Annotated in this window: 11 protein-coding genes; 2 read left to right on the top strand and 9 right to left on the bottom strand. The window is 54.7% G+C overall.

The window, feature by feature from the left end; genetic code table 11:
- Positions 1 to 4 precede the first annotated feature (4 nt).
- From GBC03_03910 to xanP, 3 genes are all read right to left on the bottom strand, one after another.
- Positions 5 to 1,567 carry a PTS glucose transporter subunit IIBC gene (locus GBC03_03910; GenBank protein ID QFS69417.1) on the bottom strand — a complete coding sequence of 521 codons (1,563 nt, stop codon included), beginning with the start codon at positions 1,565 to 1,567 and terminating at the stop codon, positions 5 to 7.
- Between the two features lie 194 nt (positions 1,568 to 1,761).
- Positions 1,762 to 3,495 carry an AsmA family protein gene (locus GBC03_03905; protein ID QFS69416.1) on the bottom strand — a complete coding sequence of 578 codons (1,734 nt, stop codon included), beginning with the start codon at positions 3,493 to 3,495 and terminating at the stop codon, positions 1,762 to 1,764.
- A gap of 121 nt (positions 3,496 to 3,616) precedes the next feature.
- The gene (xanP, locus tag GBC03_03900; GenBank protein ID QFS69415.1) at positions 3,617 to 5,008 is read right to left on the bottom strand and encodes a xanthine/proton symporter XanP; all 1,392 of its coding nucleotides are present in this window, start codon (positions 5,006 to 5,008) and stop codon (positions 3,617 to 3,619) included.
- Between the two features lie 229 nt (positions 5,009 to 5,237).
- On the opposite strand from xanP, the gene gltS reads away from it, so the two are divergent.
- Positions 5,238 to 6,443 carry a sodium/glutamate symporter gene (gene gltS / locus GBC03_03895; protein QFS69414.1) on the top strand — a complete coding sequence of 402 codons (1,206 nt, stop codon included), beginning with the start codon at positions 5,238 to 5,240 and terminating at the stop codon, positions 6,441 to 6,443.
- Between the two features lie 45 nt (positions 6,444 to 6,488).
- On the opposite strand, the gene recG is transcribed toward gltS, so the two are convergent.
- The 5 genes from recG to GBC03_03870 form a co-directional block, all read right to left on the bottom strand.
- Positions 6,489 to 8,570, bottom strand: coding sequence for an ATP-dependent DNA helicase RecG (gene recG / locus GBC03_03890; protein ID QFS69413.1), 2,082 nt, complete (start codon positions 8,568 to 8,570; stop codon positions 6,489 to 6,491).
- A gap of 3 nt (positions 8,571 to 8,573) precedes the next feature.
- Complete coding sequence (gene trmH, locus GBC03_03885) at positions 8,574 to 9,263, bottom strand: tRNA (guanosine(18)-2'-O)-methyltransferase TrmH (GenBank protein QFS69412.1); 690 nt, start codon at positions 9,261 to 9,263, stop codon at positions 8,574 to 8,576.
- A 128-nt stretch (positions 9,264 to 9,391) separates the two neighbouring features.
- Positions 9,392 to 11,503, bottom strand: coding sequence for a bifunctional GTP diphosphokinase/guanosine-3',5'-bis pyrophosphate 3'-pyrophosphohydrolase (gene spoT, locus GBC03_03880; protein QFS69411.1), 2,112 nt, complete (start codon positions 11,501 to 11,503; stop codon positions 9,392 to 9,394).
- An 18-nt stretch (positions 11,504 to 11,521) separates the two neighbouring features.
- A complete protein-coding gene (gene rpoZ / locus GBC03_03875) occupies positions 11,522 to 11,797 on the bottom strand; it encodes a DNA-directed RNA polymerase subunit omega (GenBank protein QFS69410.1) in 276 nt (91 codons plus the stop codon).
- Positions 11,798 to 11,851: 54 nt separating this feature from the next.
- Positions 11,852 to 12,475, bottom strand: a complete 624-nt coding sequence (locus tag GBC03_03870) for a guanylate kinase (protein ID QFS73906.1) — start codon at positions 12,473 to 12,475, stop codon at positions 11,852 to 11,854.
- A gap of 256 nt (positions 12,476 to 12,731) precedes the next feature.
- Here GBC03_03870 and ligB point away from each other — a divergent pair, with 256 nt between their 5' ends.
- Positions 12,732 to 14,417, top strand: coding sequence for an NAD-dependent DNA ligase LigB (gene ligB / locus GBC03_03865; protein QFS69409.1), 1,686 nt, complete (start codon positions 12,732 to 12,734; stop codon positions 14,415 to 14,417).
- Here the strand turns inward: ligB and GBC03_03860 are convergent.
- Positions 14,414 to 15,031 carry a trimeric intracellular cation channel family protein gene (locus tag GBC03_03860; protein ID QFS69408.1) on the bottom strand — a complete coding sequence of 206 codons (618 nt, stop codon included), beginning with the start codon at positions 15,029 to 15,031 and terminating at the stop codon, positions 14,414 to 14,416. The two genes, ligB and GBC03_03860, sit on opposite strands and share 4 nt — an antisense overlap.
- Between the last annotated feature and the right edge of the window lie 13 nt (positions 15,032 to 15,044).

The raw sequence follows: 15,044 nt of genomic DNA, 5'->3' as shown, positions 1-15,044 counted from the left end.
CTGATTAATTATTTGCCAGCCAGTTATCTACCCGGGATCGAACCTGTCCAACCCTCACACCGTAAATAACCTGAACTTCATTTTGATTACGCACTACGCCATTGGCGCCGGTCGTTTTTAACAGGGCTTCATCAATTTTGTCGGGATGATGGAGCGCGACGCGTAATCGGGTAAAACAGTTATCAACAGAAATAATGTTCTCTTTGCCACCTAAGCCTTTAATGATCTCATCGGTGACGGCCTGACCTGCGTTGGCCTTTTTATTGCGGTAATCTTCTTTGCTGTAGAGCTTCACTTCGCCGTCATCTTCGCGACCCGGGGTTTTCAGGTTCAGTTTGATAACCAGGGTGCGGAAAATCACGTAGTACGCAGCGAACTGCCCGATACCGATCAGGACGTATAACGGCCAGCGGGTGAGGGCTGCCGGTAGCGGCAGGTTATAAATCAGAAACTCAATGAGTCCGGACGCGCCCCACGGGCGAACCGTCAGCAGATCGCAAATCGCCTGAGAAGCGGCGGTCAGCGTGGCGTGAATCAGCCATAACAGCGGTGAAATAAACAGGAACGTAAATTCAATCGGTTCGGTAATTCCGGTCAGAATAGAGGTAATAATCGCGGGCAACAGAATTGCCTTCGCCATCATTTTCTTCTCCGGTGTGGCGGTGTGGTAGAACGCCAGCGCCGCGCCGGAAAGGCCAAAGATCGTCGTCATCCCCTGCTGGGAAAAGCGTAGCGCTTCGTTCATCACCGGGGTGAGATCCGGATGGCGCATATAGGCCAGGAAGATAGCCTGCGTCCCGGAGACGACTTGCCCGTCAACGTTCAGGGTTCCGCCAATCTGGGTTAACTGGAACGGTGACCAGACAAAGTGGTGCAGCCCTGTTGGAATCAGGAATTTTTCAAAGAAACCGTACACGAAGACGCCTGCTACCCCGGCATTTTTCATGAAACTGGTTAACGCGGCGATGCCGTGCGTTATGAATGGCCAGAACCAGGTAAACGCAATAGCGTAAAAGAGGATCACCGGCGTCATGGCGATTAAGGTCAGTTTCGCCCCGCCATACATCGAGAGTGCGCCAGGCAGTTCTATTTCAGAGACTTTATTGTGTACCCAGGCAATGGTGCAGCCGAGAATAATCCCTAAAAAGATCCCCATATCGACAACGACAAAACCTAAAATTTGCGTTTGTCCGGTGCCATAATATTCGCCATTGACCTTTTCAGCGATGCCGTGAGTATATTCCAGCCAGGAGTGGTTAGCGCCCAAAAACATAATAAAGCACATGACGGCAACCAGTGCGACTTCGGTTTTTTTATCTTTCGCCAGGCCATAACTGATCCCGACACAGAAAAGCAGTCCCAGGTTGCCAAATAATGGCCAGAAGGTATCACCAAGGAGTTGACCTATTTGATGTAAAAAGCTGGTTTCGGATATAAGCGTCGGGTTAGTTAATATTGAGCTTAAGGCCAGAATTAAGCCAATAACAGGTAAGAACAAGACCGCCCCGATCATTGCTCTGGAGAATCTTTGCATATCCGCCAGAATACGTTGACGTATTACAGACATGGCTATTCCTTTATTTTATATAGAGTGTTTGTAATTATTAAATAAGACTTCCAACCTCATCGTTATAACAACTCTCTGTGGAGATGAAAACCTGTTGCGGGAAATAGGCACAAATAGCCGATAAATGAGTACCTGTTTCGTTTTCATGCGAAAAACGCCCCGGATCGAGAACATCCGGGGGCGAGGTGGGGAGATTACGGCGTAACGGGAGCGGGGGTTGTTGGAGCGGGTTCGGTCGACGTCACTTCACCCGCAGAGACGACGCCAGCCTGCATGGTTTGCGTGACCTGCTGTTTATCCGCATTCACGGCGTGCAACTGCCCATTCACCGTGGGTTTGAGGGGCGCGTTAGCCTGTACTGTACCGTTGGCGGTCAGTTGAATATTGCCGTCACCGGCGATCGGCAGAGTCGGCCATCCCCACGGTTGCAGAACGTTCACCGGGACGCCGCGTCCATTCAGGCTGACCTGCGTCTGGCGTGGTGGTAACTGCGACACGCTGGCGGTTGCTTCCAGAATCCCTCTTTCCGTAAAGGCGCTCAGTTCACTGATGTTCACCGTGTTGGCGTTGGCAGCTAAAGACAAGGAGGGACGGCGCACGTCGACGCGGTTGAAGGTGGCGGCAGCGGCATTAAGGGTTGCATTTCCGCTCCAGACGCCCCATTGCTGGTTTTGCACCAGCCCCAGATTCGCGCCATAGCCATCCAGCGCGGTCAACTGCCACGGGAACGTCGGATCGATATCAATCACCAGGTTGCGGCTGGCATTAAATTTCTTCAGCGTCAGGCTGTTCAGCCATGCCGGTAGCGGCTGCATCCAGCGCTGTTTCCAGTTTTCCGGCAGGGTGTACTCTATGCCCGCGATGGCCGCGTCATCGAGGATCAGCGCTTTACCCTCGCGCAGCCAGTTGCCGGAGGTTCTGACCATACCGCCCTCCCAGCGGGTGGTGAACTGGCGCAGTGCGATACCTTGCGGTGAAAATTCGGCATTCAGAATGGGATCGAACAGGTGCAATGAGCCAAAAATGAACTCGCTGGCATTCATCGACAGTTTGCCTTCCTGCGTTTGCCAGTCGTCTTTGCTGAAGGTCAGATTGCGCAAGCTAAGGTCAAGATCGGTGACCGCCCAGTCCGGGCCCTGAAGACGCGCGTCGGTGACCTCAAGGCGATTAATCTGTAGCGACGGAATGGTATTAAGCGGCGCGAAAAAGTCTGCCAACGATTTATCGCTTTGCAGTCGGATATCGTTCAGACGCAGATTCTCAACCATCCAACTGCCGTCGGCATGGCGTTTTGCCACGCCGGTTAAGGCACCGCGCGCGATATCTGCGCCGATATTGCTTAATGTCACCTGTTCGTTATCGATACTGCCTTCAATCAGGACGTTGGCAGCAGGAACATCATTCAGCGTCAGAGAGCCGGCGCTGAGCTGGATTTGCGCTTTGCCGCCGAGCACTTTACCGGCTTCAGGCAGCCAGGGGATGATGCCGCCATTCACTCGTTGGGCGCTCAGATCCCACTCGCTGCCAGGGCTGTTAAACGCCATATCCAGCAACTGCAGGCGATCGGCCTGGAGGGGGAGCGGTGCCGTCTGAGGAGAAATATTCAGGGTGCCATTTTGTAGTAGGATCGTATCGACATGTCGTGGATGCGTCAGTTGGCGAGTGCTCAGGCCAATATCGACCGTTTTTGCCACAAGCGTGGCGGGTTGCCCGTCGCGGCCAAAGGTGACGTTTTTCAGCAGGATATGCGAAGGAGAAGAAAAACGATGGTCCATCGCCTCAAAGGACAGTCGATAGTCGCTGTGCTCAGATATCCAGGAACTGATGTGTTCTGCGCCCCAGCGTGTTTGCAGCAGGAAATAGAGGCCGAGAATCACCACCAGAAGGGCGATCAGCACGTAGATAATCAGCTTTCCAATAAATTTCATGGTCTTCCATCCTGCGAAGTGCACATAGTTGAGTTATGCACGATTTACGCGCAATCCTCAAGGCAGGAATCGTGAAAGAGTATGATAGCGACGGTGAAGTTGAATCACCGTCGCAAAGCGTTTACTGCTTTTCAGGTGGGAAAATCAGGTTCAGTACAATAGCGGTGATTCCGCCCGCAGCGATTCCGGAAGAGAGCAGATTTTTCACCCAGTCAGGTGCGAACTGCAGGATCAGCGGCTGCTGAGAGACACCAAGACCGACTGCCAGCGACAGCGCAATAATCAGGATCGCGCGGCGGTTCAGCGGTTCACGGGAAACAATACGTACGCCAGATGCCGCGATAGTACCGAACATGACAAGCGTAGCCCCGCCGAGTACCGGCTCAGGAATATGCTGCACAAAGCCGCTCACCGCCGGGAACAGGCCGAGTACGATCAGCATCAGCGCAACCACGAAGCCAACGTAGCGACTGGCCACGCCGGTCAACTGAATGACCCCGTTATTCTGTCCGAAACAGGAGTTCGGGAAGGTGTTAAAGACCGCAGAGACGAATGAGTTCAGGCCGTTCGCCAAAACACCCCCCTTCAGACGTTTCATGTACAGCGGGCCAGAAACGGGCTGCTCGGAAACGTCGGACGTTGCGGTGATATCGCCGATGGTCTCCAGAGAAGTGATCATAAACACCAGCATCAGCGGCAGCAGCAGATTCCAGTCAATGCCCAGACCGTAGTACAACGGTGTCGGCACCATGATCAGTTCCTGGGAGGCTGGCGCGCTGTTTTCTGGCAGCATGCCCATAAACCACGCCAGTGCATAACCTGCGGCCATGGCGATAACCAGTGAAGCCACGCGCAGGTACGGATTACGCTGACGGTTGAGCAGAATAATCAGCAGTAGCACAACGCCTGCCAGCATCAGATTTTTTGGGGCCCCGAAGGTGTTGTCGCTCATCGCGGCATAGCCGCCGCCGATGGACGTTAGACCAACCTGAATCAGCGACAGGCCGATGATCATCACCACCACGCCCGAGACCAGCGGAGTGATAATACGACGCGCAAGATGCAGGATGCGGGAGAGCACCATTTCTGTGCAACTGGCCAGCATCAGGGTACCAAACAGCGCCGCCATCATGGTGGGGACATCTGCGCCACCGGTTTTCAGTGCCGTACCGCCCATAATCAGCGGTGCCACGAAGTTAAAACTGGTGCCCTGAATCGATAACAACCCTGAACCTACCGGACCCCACGCTTTAATCTGAATAATGGAGGCCACGCCGGAGGCGAACAGCGACATACTGATAATGTGTTGCGTATCCTGAGCCGGTAACCCCAGCGCCTGACAGATGAGCAGCGCCGGCGTAATCACCGCAACGAACATCGCCAGCAGATGCTGACAGGCGGCAAACAGGGTTTGTGGAAGCGGCGGGCGATCCTCAAGACGATAAATCAGTTCGCTGTTTTGAGTCTGCGCAACCGGTTGCGCATTTTCGGACTCGAGGGTGTTAACAGACATCAGTGATAATCCCGTGGTGACAAAGCGGGCATTTTATCTGAGCAGAGGGTAAAAGCAAACGTTTGCGAGTGGGTATTCTTAATATTTAAAATAGATAAAATAACATTTTTATATAACTTACCGCGCTTTTCTGCTTAAAATCCGTGCCGAATTGCCATTAAAAGCTAAAAATAGTCTCAGGAATAAGACATCGTGCGTAACTGATTCAGACGTACTCAAGGAGCTTTGTATGTTTCAACTCGATACCTTATCAACCCTCGTTGCCGCAACGCTGACGTTGCTGCTGGGGCGTAAACTGGTTCAGTCCGTCTCCTTTCTCAAGAAATACACGATTCCAGAACCCGTTGCCGGCGGGTTGCTGGTGGCGCTGGCCCTGTTGGTGCTGAAAAAGAGCATGGGTTGGGAAGTGAACTTCGATATGACCTTGCGCGATCCGCTGATGCTGGCATTTTTCGCAACCATCGGTTTAAACGCCAACATCGCCAGCCTGCGGGCAGGTGGTCGCGTAGTGGGGATTTTCCTGATCGTGGTGGTGGGGTTGCTGCTGATGCAAAACGCCATCGGCATCGGGATGGCCAGCCTGCTGGGACTTGATCCATTGATGGGGCTGATTGCCGGCTCGATCACGCTGTCTGGTGGACACGGTACCGGCGCGGCCTGGAGTAAGTTGTTTATCGAACGCTACGGCTTTGCTAACGCGACCGAAGTGGCGATGGCGTGCGCTACCTTTGGTTTGATCCTCGGGGGGCTGATTGGCGGGCCTGTTGCGCGTTACCTGGTCAAACACTCGACGACACCGGACGGCATGCCTGACGATCAGGCGGTGCCTACCGCGTTTGAAAAACCGGACGTCGGGCGCATGATCACCTCTCTGGTATTGATCGAAACCATTGCGCTTATTGCTATCTGTCTGACCGTAGGCCGGATTGTTGCGCAACTATTGGCGGGAACGGTGTTTGAGCTGCCGACGTTTGTTTGCGTGCTGTTTGTCGGCGTGATTGTCAGCAACGGTTTGGCCGCGGTGGGATTTTATCGTGTCTTTGAGCGTGCGGTGTCTGTCCTCGGGAACGTCAGTCTGTCGCTGTTTCTGGCCATGGCGCTGATGAGCCTGAAGCTGTGGGAACTGGCATCACTGGCCCTGCCGATGCTGGCGATCCTGGTCGTGCAGTCCATCTTTATGGCGCTGTATGCAATAGTGGTGACCTGGCGGATGATGGGCAAAAACTACGATGCAGCCGTGCTGGCAGCGGGACATTGCGGGTTTGGTCTGGGGGCGACACCAACGGCAATTGCCAACATGCAGGCGATTACCGAGCGATTCGGGCCTTCACATATGGCCTTTCTGGTGGTGCCAATGGTCGGTGCGTTTTTCATCGACATCGTCAATGCGCTGGTGATCAAACTGTATCTGCTACTGCCCATTTTTGCGCAATAGAGAGAGGGCGCGGTGGGGATAAACTGCCGCGCTTGTGCATTGCCGTCAGGCGTTAGAGTAGCGCTCTGTTTCTGGCATCCAGCGTTCGATCAGCGCCTTTGCCTCTTGTGGGTAACGTTCATGAATGTGGCGCGCAATGCGCTGAACTTCCGGAATAATGGCCTGATCGCGCAGTAAATCCGCCACCTTAAATTCCGCATTCCCCGTCTGCCGCGTACCCAACAATTCACCCGGTCCGCGAATCTCGAGATCTTTTTGCGCAATCACAAAGCCATCGCTACTGTCGCGCAGCACCTGCAGGCGTTTCTGCGCCGTTTTCGATAGCGGCGACTTGTAGAGCAGCACGCAGTGTGAAGCCACCGCACCACGGCCGACGCGCCCACGCAGTTGGTGTAACTGTGCCAAACCGAGACGTTCCGGATTTTCGATAATCATCAGACTGGCGTTAGGGACATCCACACCCACTTCGATAACCGTCGTGGCGACCAGCAGATGCAGCTCGCCCTGCTTAAACGCCGCCATTACCGCCTGTTTCTCGGCAGGTTTCATACGTCCGTGGACCAGGCCGACGTTCAGTTCTGGCAGTGCGAGTTTCAACTCTTCCCACGTGGCTTCCGCGGCCTGGGCTTCTAACAGATCGGATTCTTCAATCAGCGTGCAGACCCAGTAGGCCTGGCGACCTTCCTGCGTACAGGCGTTGCGCACCCGGTCAATAATATCGCTGCGGCGGGTATCCGGAATGGCCACCGTTGTGACGGGGGTACGTCCGGGCGGCAGTTCGTCAATGACGGAGGTATCGAGATCCGCGTAGGCGGTCATCGCCAGCGTCCGCGGAATAGGCGTCGCGGTCATGATCAACTGGTGCGGATGGAAACCCTGCTGCTGGCCTTTCTCCCACAGCGCGAGACGCTGATGCACGCCAAAACGGTGCTGTTCATCGATGATGACCAGCGCAAGGCCGTTGAACTGCACCTGTTCCTGGAAGATCGCGTGCGTCCCCACCACCATTTGTACCTGTCCGCTGGCGATAGCGTCTTGTTGCGCCAGACGAGCTTTCCCTTTTTGTTTGCCCGCCAGCCAGCCGACTTCAACGCCAAGCGGGGCAAACCAGTTGCGGAAGTTGTGGGCATGCTGTTCCGCCAGTAGCTCGGTCGGAGCCATCAGCGCGACCTGTTTACCATGCGCAATCGCCCGCAGGGCTGCAAGCGCGGCAACCAGCGTTTTACCGGAGCCGACATCGCCCTGCACCAGACGCATCATCGGGATATCGAGAGCCATATCGTGCTCGATTTCCGCCACCACGCGGGCCTGCGCACCGGTTGGCTTAAAAGGCAGCGAGGCTAACAGTTGGTTTTTCAGCTTATCGTTGGCGCTTAGCGGTTGGGCATGGAAGCGCTGCGCGCCCGCACGAAGTGCCAGCATGCTCAGGTTATGCGCCAGTAACTCTTCCAGGATCAGACGACGCTGTGCTGGATGTTGGCCGGTCTCGAGATCGCTTAACTGTAGCGTCGGCGGTGGGCGATGCAGCGTGCGAAGCGCTTCGGGCAGGCTGAGCATGCCCTGTAATAATTCCGGCGGCAGGAGTTCAGCGATGGCACAGGTGTCCAGCAGATCCAACGCCTGATCGGTGAGCTTACGCAGTGTCGCCTGCTTGATACCTTCGGTGGTGGGATAAACCGGGGTGAGTGTCTCCTGCAACTCTGGCGTACTGAGATCGCCCTGCACCCGGTATTCCGGGTGGATCATCTCCGCGCCGTACTTCCCGCGTTTCGCTTCGCCATAGGCCAGTACGCGCCGTCCGGTAGCAAGGCTGTTTTTCATCGCCGCGCTAAAGTTGAAAAAACGCATTGTCAGAATGCCGGAACCGTCGCTGATCTGGCAGGTCATCATCCGTCGACCCCCGAAGGTGATATTGCAGTTCAGCACTTCCCCTTCAACGGTGGCGTAAACGCCCGGCAGCAGTTCACCAATGGGATAGAGTTGGGTACGGTCTTCATAACGCAGAGGAAGGTGTAACAGCAGGTCCTGCACGGTATGCAGACCAATTTTCGCCAGTTTGCTACTTTGCGCTGCGCCAACGCCCGTTAGTGAACTGAGCGGGACAGCATCTAACAGGCGGCCACTCATGATTTACTTCGCCGCCTGCATGGTGGACCACCAGACGTCATCGGCTTCAATTTGGCCCTGCTGATTGACATGCGGATAGGGCAGCCCCTTGCGTTTGGCGACTTTTGCCAGCACCGGGTAGCCGCCCTCAAACAACAGGCGCTGCTGTTCGTCTTCCGGCAACATGCTGTTTTCGCGAAGGTACATTCCGGCGTTCTGTCGCTGGCGCTGTGCTTCGTAAAGAATCAACGCAGAGGCGACGGAAACGTTAAGCGACTGAACCATGCCGATCATGGGGATGATGATATCCTGATCCGCCAAATCCAGTGCTTCCTGCGTAATACCGGTTTTCTCCTGACCCATCAGAATACAGGTCGGACGCGTGTAATCTATTTCGCGGAAATCGACAGCGTTATCAGAGAGGTGCGTTGCCAGAACCTGCATGCCCCGGCCTTTAAGATGGGTGACCGCGTCGCCAATCGTGCGGTGGGTTTTCACCTGCACCCAACTGTTGCTTCCTGCCGCCGCCGAGGCCATGGTGCGCATACGACTACCCGGCCAGACGGCGTGAACTTCGTGGACGCCAACGGCATCTGCGGTACGAATGATCGCAGAAACGTTATGAGGTTTGTGAACCTGCTCCATGCAGACAGTCAGGTCCGGCTGGCGCCTGGCGAGCATTTCGCAAATGCGGGCATAACGCTGTGCATTCATATACGCTTCATCCTTCAAATTGCCCCGGCGTTGGCGGCACTCACTCACCCCATTCACGTATTTCTGTACGTTCCTGGGGGTTCATTCGCTTGCCACCTTGCTGCAATTCGAATGATTTTGTTTATAAGTTAATTTCGGTTACGGGTGACTTTTATCACGTCTGGCATCACGCGAATTTTGCGCATGATGTTCGCCAGGTGCACGCGATCGCGCGCGGTTAGGCGAATAAAGGCGCTGTAGACGCGACCATCTTTCTCTTCGGTATTCAGACTCTGAATATTAGAGGTCGTGGTGTTGATCGCCGCCGTCAGGTTAGCCAGTGCACCCTGATGGTTAAACATATCCACTTTGATTTCGGTGATGAATTCCTGCTCCGTCTCTTTGTCCCATTCCACCGCCATAAACTTCTCTGGCTCTTTTTGGTAACCACGGATGTTACGGCAGGATTCATGGTGGATGACCAGACCTTTACCCGGACTGACGTGGGCAATGATCGGATCGCCAGGAATCGGACGACAGCACTTGGCAAAGGTAATCAGCACACCATCTGCGCCTTTGATGGGCAAATGACCGTGGCCCGGCGCCGCAGACTGGATTGCAGAGGCATCACCCTGTTGCAGGTTTTTCGCCACCACCACGCTCATGGCATTGCCGAGGCCAATTTCTGCCAGCAGGTCGTCAAGCGTCGCGAGTTTCATCCGCTCAAGTTCGCGCTGAATGCTTTCTTGCGGGATCTCGGCAAGCTTACGACTGCCACCCAACGCATGGTTGAGCAGGCGGCGTCCCAGACTGACGGAATCATCGCGTTTGAGGTTTTTCAGCAACTGGCGGATCTTGGCGCGGGCTTTTGAACTGACGACAAAGTTAAGCCATGCGGCGTTCGGGCGTGCCCCCGGCGCGGTAATGATTTCGACCGTCTGACCGCTGGTCAGCGGCTGCGACAGTGGGTAGGGCTGTCTGTCGACGCGCGCGCCCACACAGGCATGGCCAATATCGGTATGCACCGCATAGGCAAAGTCGACGGGTGTTGCACCGGCAGGCAGTTCGACAATGCGCCCTTCCGGTGTGAAAACGTAAATCTCATCCGGGAAAAGATCGGATTTCACGCTCTCGATAAATTCAAACGAGCTACCGGCGCTTTGCTGCAGTTCCAACAGGCTTTGCATCCAGCGCTGGGCACGAATCTGCGCGGTAGTGCTGGTTTCACCGTGCTCTTTATAAGCCCAGTGCGCCGCGACCCCCATTTCCGCCATCTGGTCCATATCCTCTGTACGGATCTGGACTTCAACCGGGACGCCGTGCGGGCCGATCATCGACGTGTGCAAAGACTGATAGCCGTTCGCTTTTGGAATCGCGATATAGTCTTTTACCCGTCCAGGACGCGGCTTATAGAGGCTGTGCATCTGACCGAGCACGCGATAACAGGTGTCGGCGTCATGAACGATAACGCGAAACGCGTAGATATCCATGATTGAGTGAAAACGCTGCTCTTTAAGCACCATCTTGCAATAGATGGAATAGAGGTGCTTCTCACGACCACTCACACGGCACGGAATACCCGCTTCCTGCAGACGCCCTTCGATTTCAGAGAGGATTTTTTGGATCATCTCTTTACGGTTGCCACGTGCGGCTTTAACCACCTCTTTAATCACGCGATAGCGGTTCGGGTACAGCGCCTCAAAACCCAGTTCTTCGAGCTCGGTTTTAATGTGATGAATACCTAAACGATGCGCCAGCGGGCTATAAATTTCGAGGGTTTCACGAGCGATGCGGCGACGTTTGTCCGGGCGTAATGAGCCCAGCGTGCGCATATTGTGAGTGCGGTCGGCGAGTTTGATGAGAATGACGCGGATATCCTGCACCATCGCCATAATCATCTTGCGAAAGTTTTCGGCCTGCGCCTCTTTCTTATCGCGGAACTTAAGTTTATCAAGCTTCGATACCCCCTCTACCAGTTCAGCAACGCTTTTACCAAAAAGCTGTTCCATGTCCTGGTAGGTGGCGGGAGTATCTTCGATCACGTCATGCAGCAGTGCAGCCATCAGCGTTTCATAGTCGAGTTTCATTTCGGCCAGAATGCAGGCTACGGCAACAGGGTGCGTGATATAAGGTTCACCGCTTGAACGTGTCTGGCCCTCGTGAGCGTCACGTGCAACGAGATACGCCTGCCGAAGACGTTTGATCTGGTCTTCCGGCAGGTAGTGTTGAATCAGTTGATTCAGGCTTTCAAACAGATACAAGGGCGACCCGCTTTGTGATTAACGACGACCTTCAGCAATTGCGGTTACGGCTTGTATTTCAGCGGCTTCCTGCTCTTGCTGTTCCTGGCGCTCACGTACGTCGAGGATCTGGTTATTGATCAGACCTTCTTCGATTTCGCGCAGCGCGATTACGGTAGTTTTATCGTTTTCTTCCGGTACGAGCGGATCCTTTCCGCCTACCTGCATCTGACGAGCGCGACGCGCGGCGACCAGTACTAGGTCAAAACGGTTACCAATTTTCTCTACAGCGTCCTGAACAGTTACGCGTGCCATACTTAAAATGCTCCACAGGTGAAGAAATGACTGGGCATGATACTGAAAGTGGGTTCAGTCTGCCAACAGTTTGCTGATTAAAGCGTCATGACGCTGCTTTTGGCGGCTCATGCGCAGACGTTCGGCGCGAATAATGGTCTTCAAATCGCTCAGGGCGGTGTTGAAGTCATCATTCACAATAAGATAATCATATTCGGCGTAATGGCTCATTTCTGCAACAGCTTGCGCCATACGTTTTGCAATCACCTCTTCGCTATCTTGCCCACGACCCCGCAAGCGGCGATCCAGTTCAAGTTTAGACGGCGGCAGAATAAAGATACTGCGTGCATGCGGCATCTTCTTGCGAATTTGTTGCGCGCCCTGCCAGTCGATATCCAAAAAGACATCTACCCCGGAGGCCAGTACTTGCTCAATGGCTTCACGCGAGGTGCCGTAGTAATTGCCAAAAACTTCTGCGTGTTCCAGAAACGCGTCGTTACCAATCATGGTTCTGAATTCATCATGATTCACAAAGAAATAATGTTCGCCGTGAACCTCACCCGGGCGCGGAGCGCGCGTGGTGTGCGAAACAGAAACCTGGGTGTCATACAACGGTTGGGTTTTTAACAAAGCCTGAATCAGGCTGGATTTACCCGCGCCACTGGGGGCAGAAACAATATAAAGCGTGCCTTGAGCCATGAGTATCTTACGTATGTGATTATCGAAAATGAACCTACATACGGGCTTATTATACACGTCGCCGCTACGCGACGTAGCCTTTGTCACACTTTTTGCGCCAGATTATTGCTTTTTGCGCGCCAGTTTCCTGATTTACGCAACATTCGCTGCAAATGAGAGGAATCGTTGGAAGCCTGTACGCAATCTTAACTTTTGTCACTCGGCGTAGGTCACGCAACGCGCTATATCTGCCTGGCAACGTACAACGGAGGTGGCGATGAAAACAGGGACAGCGATATTGATGGGGTTGTGGTTGTGGCACTCGCAGGTTCTGGCGATATGCCCGGTATGGTCGGCGGCCAGAGCCCACGAGGAGATCTCTCGTTTGCAACAGCAAATTACACAGTGGGATGACGCCTACTGGAAAGAGGGCGTTAGCGCGGTTGAGGATGGCGTCTACGATCAGCTGCATGCGCAACTGCTCCAGTGGCAGCATTGCTTTGCTGACGACGACCCGCCCAGCCTGACGTTGCCCTCGCCAGGCGGTACGATCCCCCATCCTGTCGCCCATACCGGAGTGCAAAAGCTGGCAGACAAGCGAGCAATGCAGCAATGGATGCGCGAGCACAACGATTTGTGGGTACAGCCGAAGGTTGATGGCGTGGCGGTTACGCTGAAATATCAGCAGGGCAAACTGACCCAGGCGATCAGCCGTGGCGATGGCCTGAAAGGCGAAGACTGGACGCAAAAAGTACAACAGATTCCTGCTGTGCCGCAAACTGTGGTGGGTGCGCTGGCAAATAGCGTGTTGCAGGGCGAGATCTTTCTGCAACAGGAAGGGCATATCCAGCAAAAAATGGGCGGAATGAATGCCCGTTCGAAGGTCGCGGGTCTGTTGATGCGCAAGGGCAACGTCAGTGACTTATCATCACTGGGGATTTTTATCTGGGCATGGCCTGATGGCCCGCAGACAATGTCCGAAAGAGTAAACCAGTTGAGTGCGGCGGGGTTTACGCTCGCGAAAAAATTCACGCTGCCGGCAGACAATGTTGAGTCAGTGGAACGGGCGCGTACGCACTGGTGGACGTCCGCTTTGCCCTTTGTCACCGATGGGGTCGTTGTGCGGATGAGCAAAGAGCCGGCGTCCCGCCAGTGGTTACCGGGACAAGGGAGTTGGCTGGTCGCCTGGAAATACCCGCCCGTTGCGCAGGTGGCTGAGGTCACAGCGATTCAGTTTACGGTCGGCAAAAGCGGAAAAATCGCCGTTGTGGCGACACTCGCTCCCGTCATGCTGGACGATAAACGGGTACAGCGGGTGAATATCGGTTCCGTAACCCGCTGGGAAGAGTGGGATATTGCCCCAGGCGATCGGATCCTGGTGAGTCTTGCCGGACAGGGGATCCCGCGTATTGACGATGTCGTCTGGCGGAGTTCGGAACGGACTAAACCGATGCCGCCTGAAAATCGCTTCAACGCATTGACCTGCTTTTTTGCTTCTGCATCGTGTCAGGAGCAGTTTATCTCGCGCCTCGTCTGGGCGGGCTCTGGTGCTGTTTTACAGTTAGACGGTGTGGGTGAGGCAGGCTGGCGGGCGCTTCATCAACAGCATCACTTTGAGCATATCTTTTCGTGGCTGGCTTTAACTCAGGAGCAGATTCAGCACACGCCGGGCTTTGCGAATGCGAAGAGTGAGCAGGTGTGGCATCAGTTTAATCTGGTGAGAAAACAGCCGTTTATTCGCTGGATACTGGCGCTGGGCATCCCGTTACCCCAGACGGCGCTCAATGCCAGCGGCGATCGTTCGTGGCTGCAGTTGTCAGGGCGAACGGAATCGTACTGGCAACAACTTCCGGCGGTCGGCCCGCGTCGCGCACGTCAGGTGATGGCATGGCTGGACAACGCGGAAGTTAAGCAACTGAGCCACTGGCTGGCGGCCCAGCACATTGAGAGCTTTATCCCTTAGTGGCTTTCGTGGCGGTAGTAAAACACGGGCAAACCCAGCTTAAGGCGCAGCGCCAGGAGTCGGGCGACAAAGCCAAACATCAGGGTTGAGATAACCACGATATCCTGATTGGAAACATAGTGTTGCAGGATGATGTAAAGCACGGCAGAGGCGAATGAGACGCCGGCGTACAACTCTTTCTGGAAAACGAGCGGAATACGCTTACAGAACATATCGCGCAACACTCCACCGAAGACGCCGGTGGTAACCGCCGCTACGACGGCAATGATCGGCCCATGCCCCATATCCAGGGCCACCTGGGCGCCAATGATGGAAAAGACGACCAGGCCTAAGGCATCCAGTACCAGGAACACCTTGCGCAGATAGGGCATGACGGGAGCCACAATAGTCGTTAAGACCGCCGCCGTGGCGACAATAATTACGTATTCGGGATGTTTAACCCAACCCAGAGGATAGTGCCCGAGCAGAATATCGCGGACAGAGCCGCCGCCGATGGCCGTCGCGGTGGCAATAATGATAACGCCGAATGTATCCATCCGACGGCGACCCGCCGCCAGTGCACCGGTCATGGCTTCGGCAGTGATTCCTATCAGGTACAAAACATGTAACAGCATGACTCCCCCCAGT

Origin of the sequence: Citrobacter telavivensis (genome assembly GCA_009363175.1) — a bacterium.
GTDB lineage: Bacteria > Pseudomonadota > Gammaproteobacteria > Enterobacterales > Enterobacteriaceae > Citrobacter_A > Citrobacter_A telavivensis.
This window is presented reverse-complemented; position numbering and strand designations above follow the sequence as displayed.

Coding starts and splice junctions, on each gene's coding strand:
- GBC03_03910 (QFS69417.1), bottom strand. CDS start 1,567: ATGTCTGTAATACGTCAACGTATTCTGGCGGATATGCAAAGATTCTCC.
- GBC03_03905 (QFS69416.1), bottom strand. CDS start 3,495: ATGAAATTTATTGGAAAGCTGATTATCTACGTGCTGATCGCCCTTCTG.
- xanP (QFS69415.1), bottom strand. CDS start 5,008: ATGTCTGTTAACACCCTCGAGTCCGAAAATGCGCAACCGGTTGCGCAG.
- gltS (QFS69414.1), top strand. CDS start 5,238: ATGTTTCAACTCGATACCTTATCAACCCTCGTTGCCGCAACGCTGACG.
- recG (QFS69413.1), bottom strand. CDS start 8,570: ATGAGTGGCCGCCTGTTAGATGCTGTCCCGCTCAGTTCACTAACGGGC.
- trmH (QFS69412.1), bottom strand. CDS start 9,263: ATGAATGCACAGCGTTATGCCCGCATTTGCGAAATGCTCGCCAGGCGC.
- rpoZ (QFS69410.1), bottom strand. CDS start 11,797: ATGGCACGCGTAACTGTTCAGGACGCTGTAGAGAAAATTGGTAACCGT.
- GBC03_03870 (QFS73906.1), bottom strand. CDS start 12,475: ATGGCTCAAGGCACGCTTTATATTGTTTCTGCCCCCAGTGGCGCGGGT.
- ligB (QFS69409.1), top strand. CDS start 12,732: ATGAAAACAGGGACAGCGATATTGATGGGGTTGTGGTTGTGGCACTCG.
- GBC03_03860 (QFS69408.1), bottom strand. CDS start 15,031: ATGCTGTTACATGTTTTGTACCTGATAGGAATCACTGCCGAAGCCATG.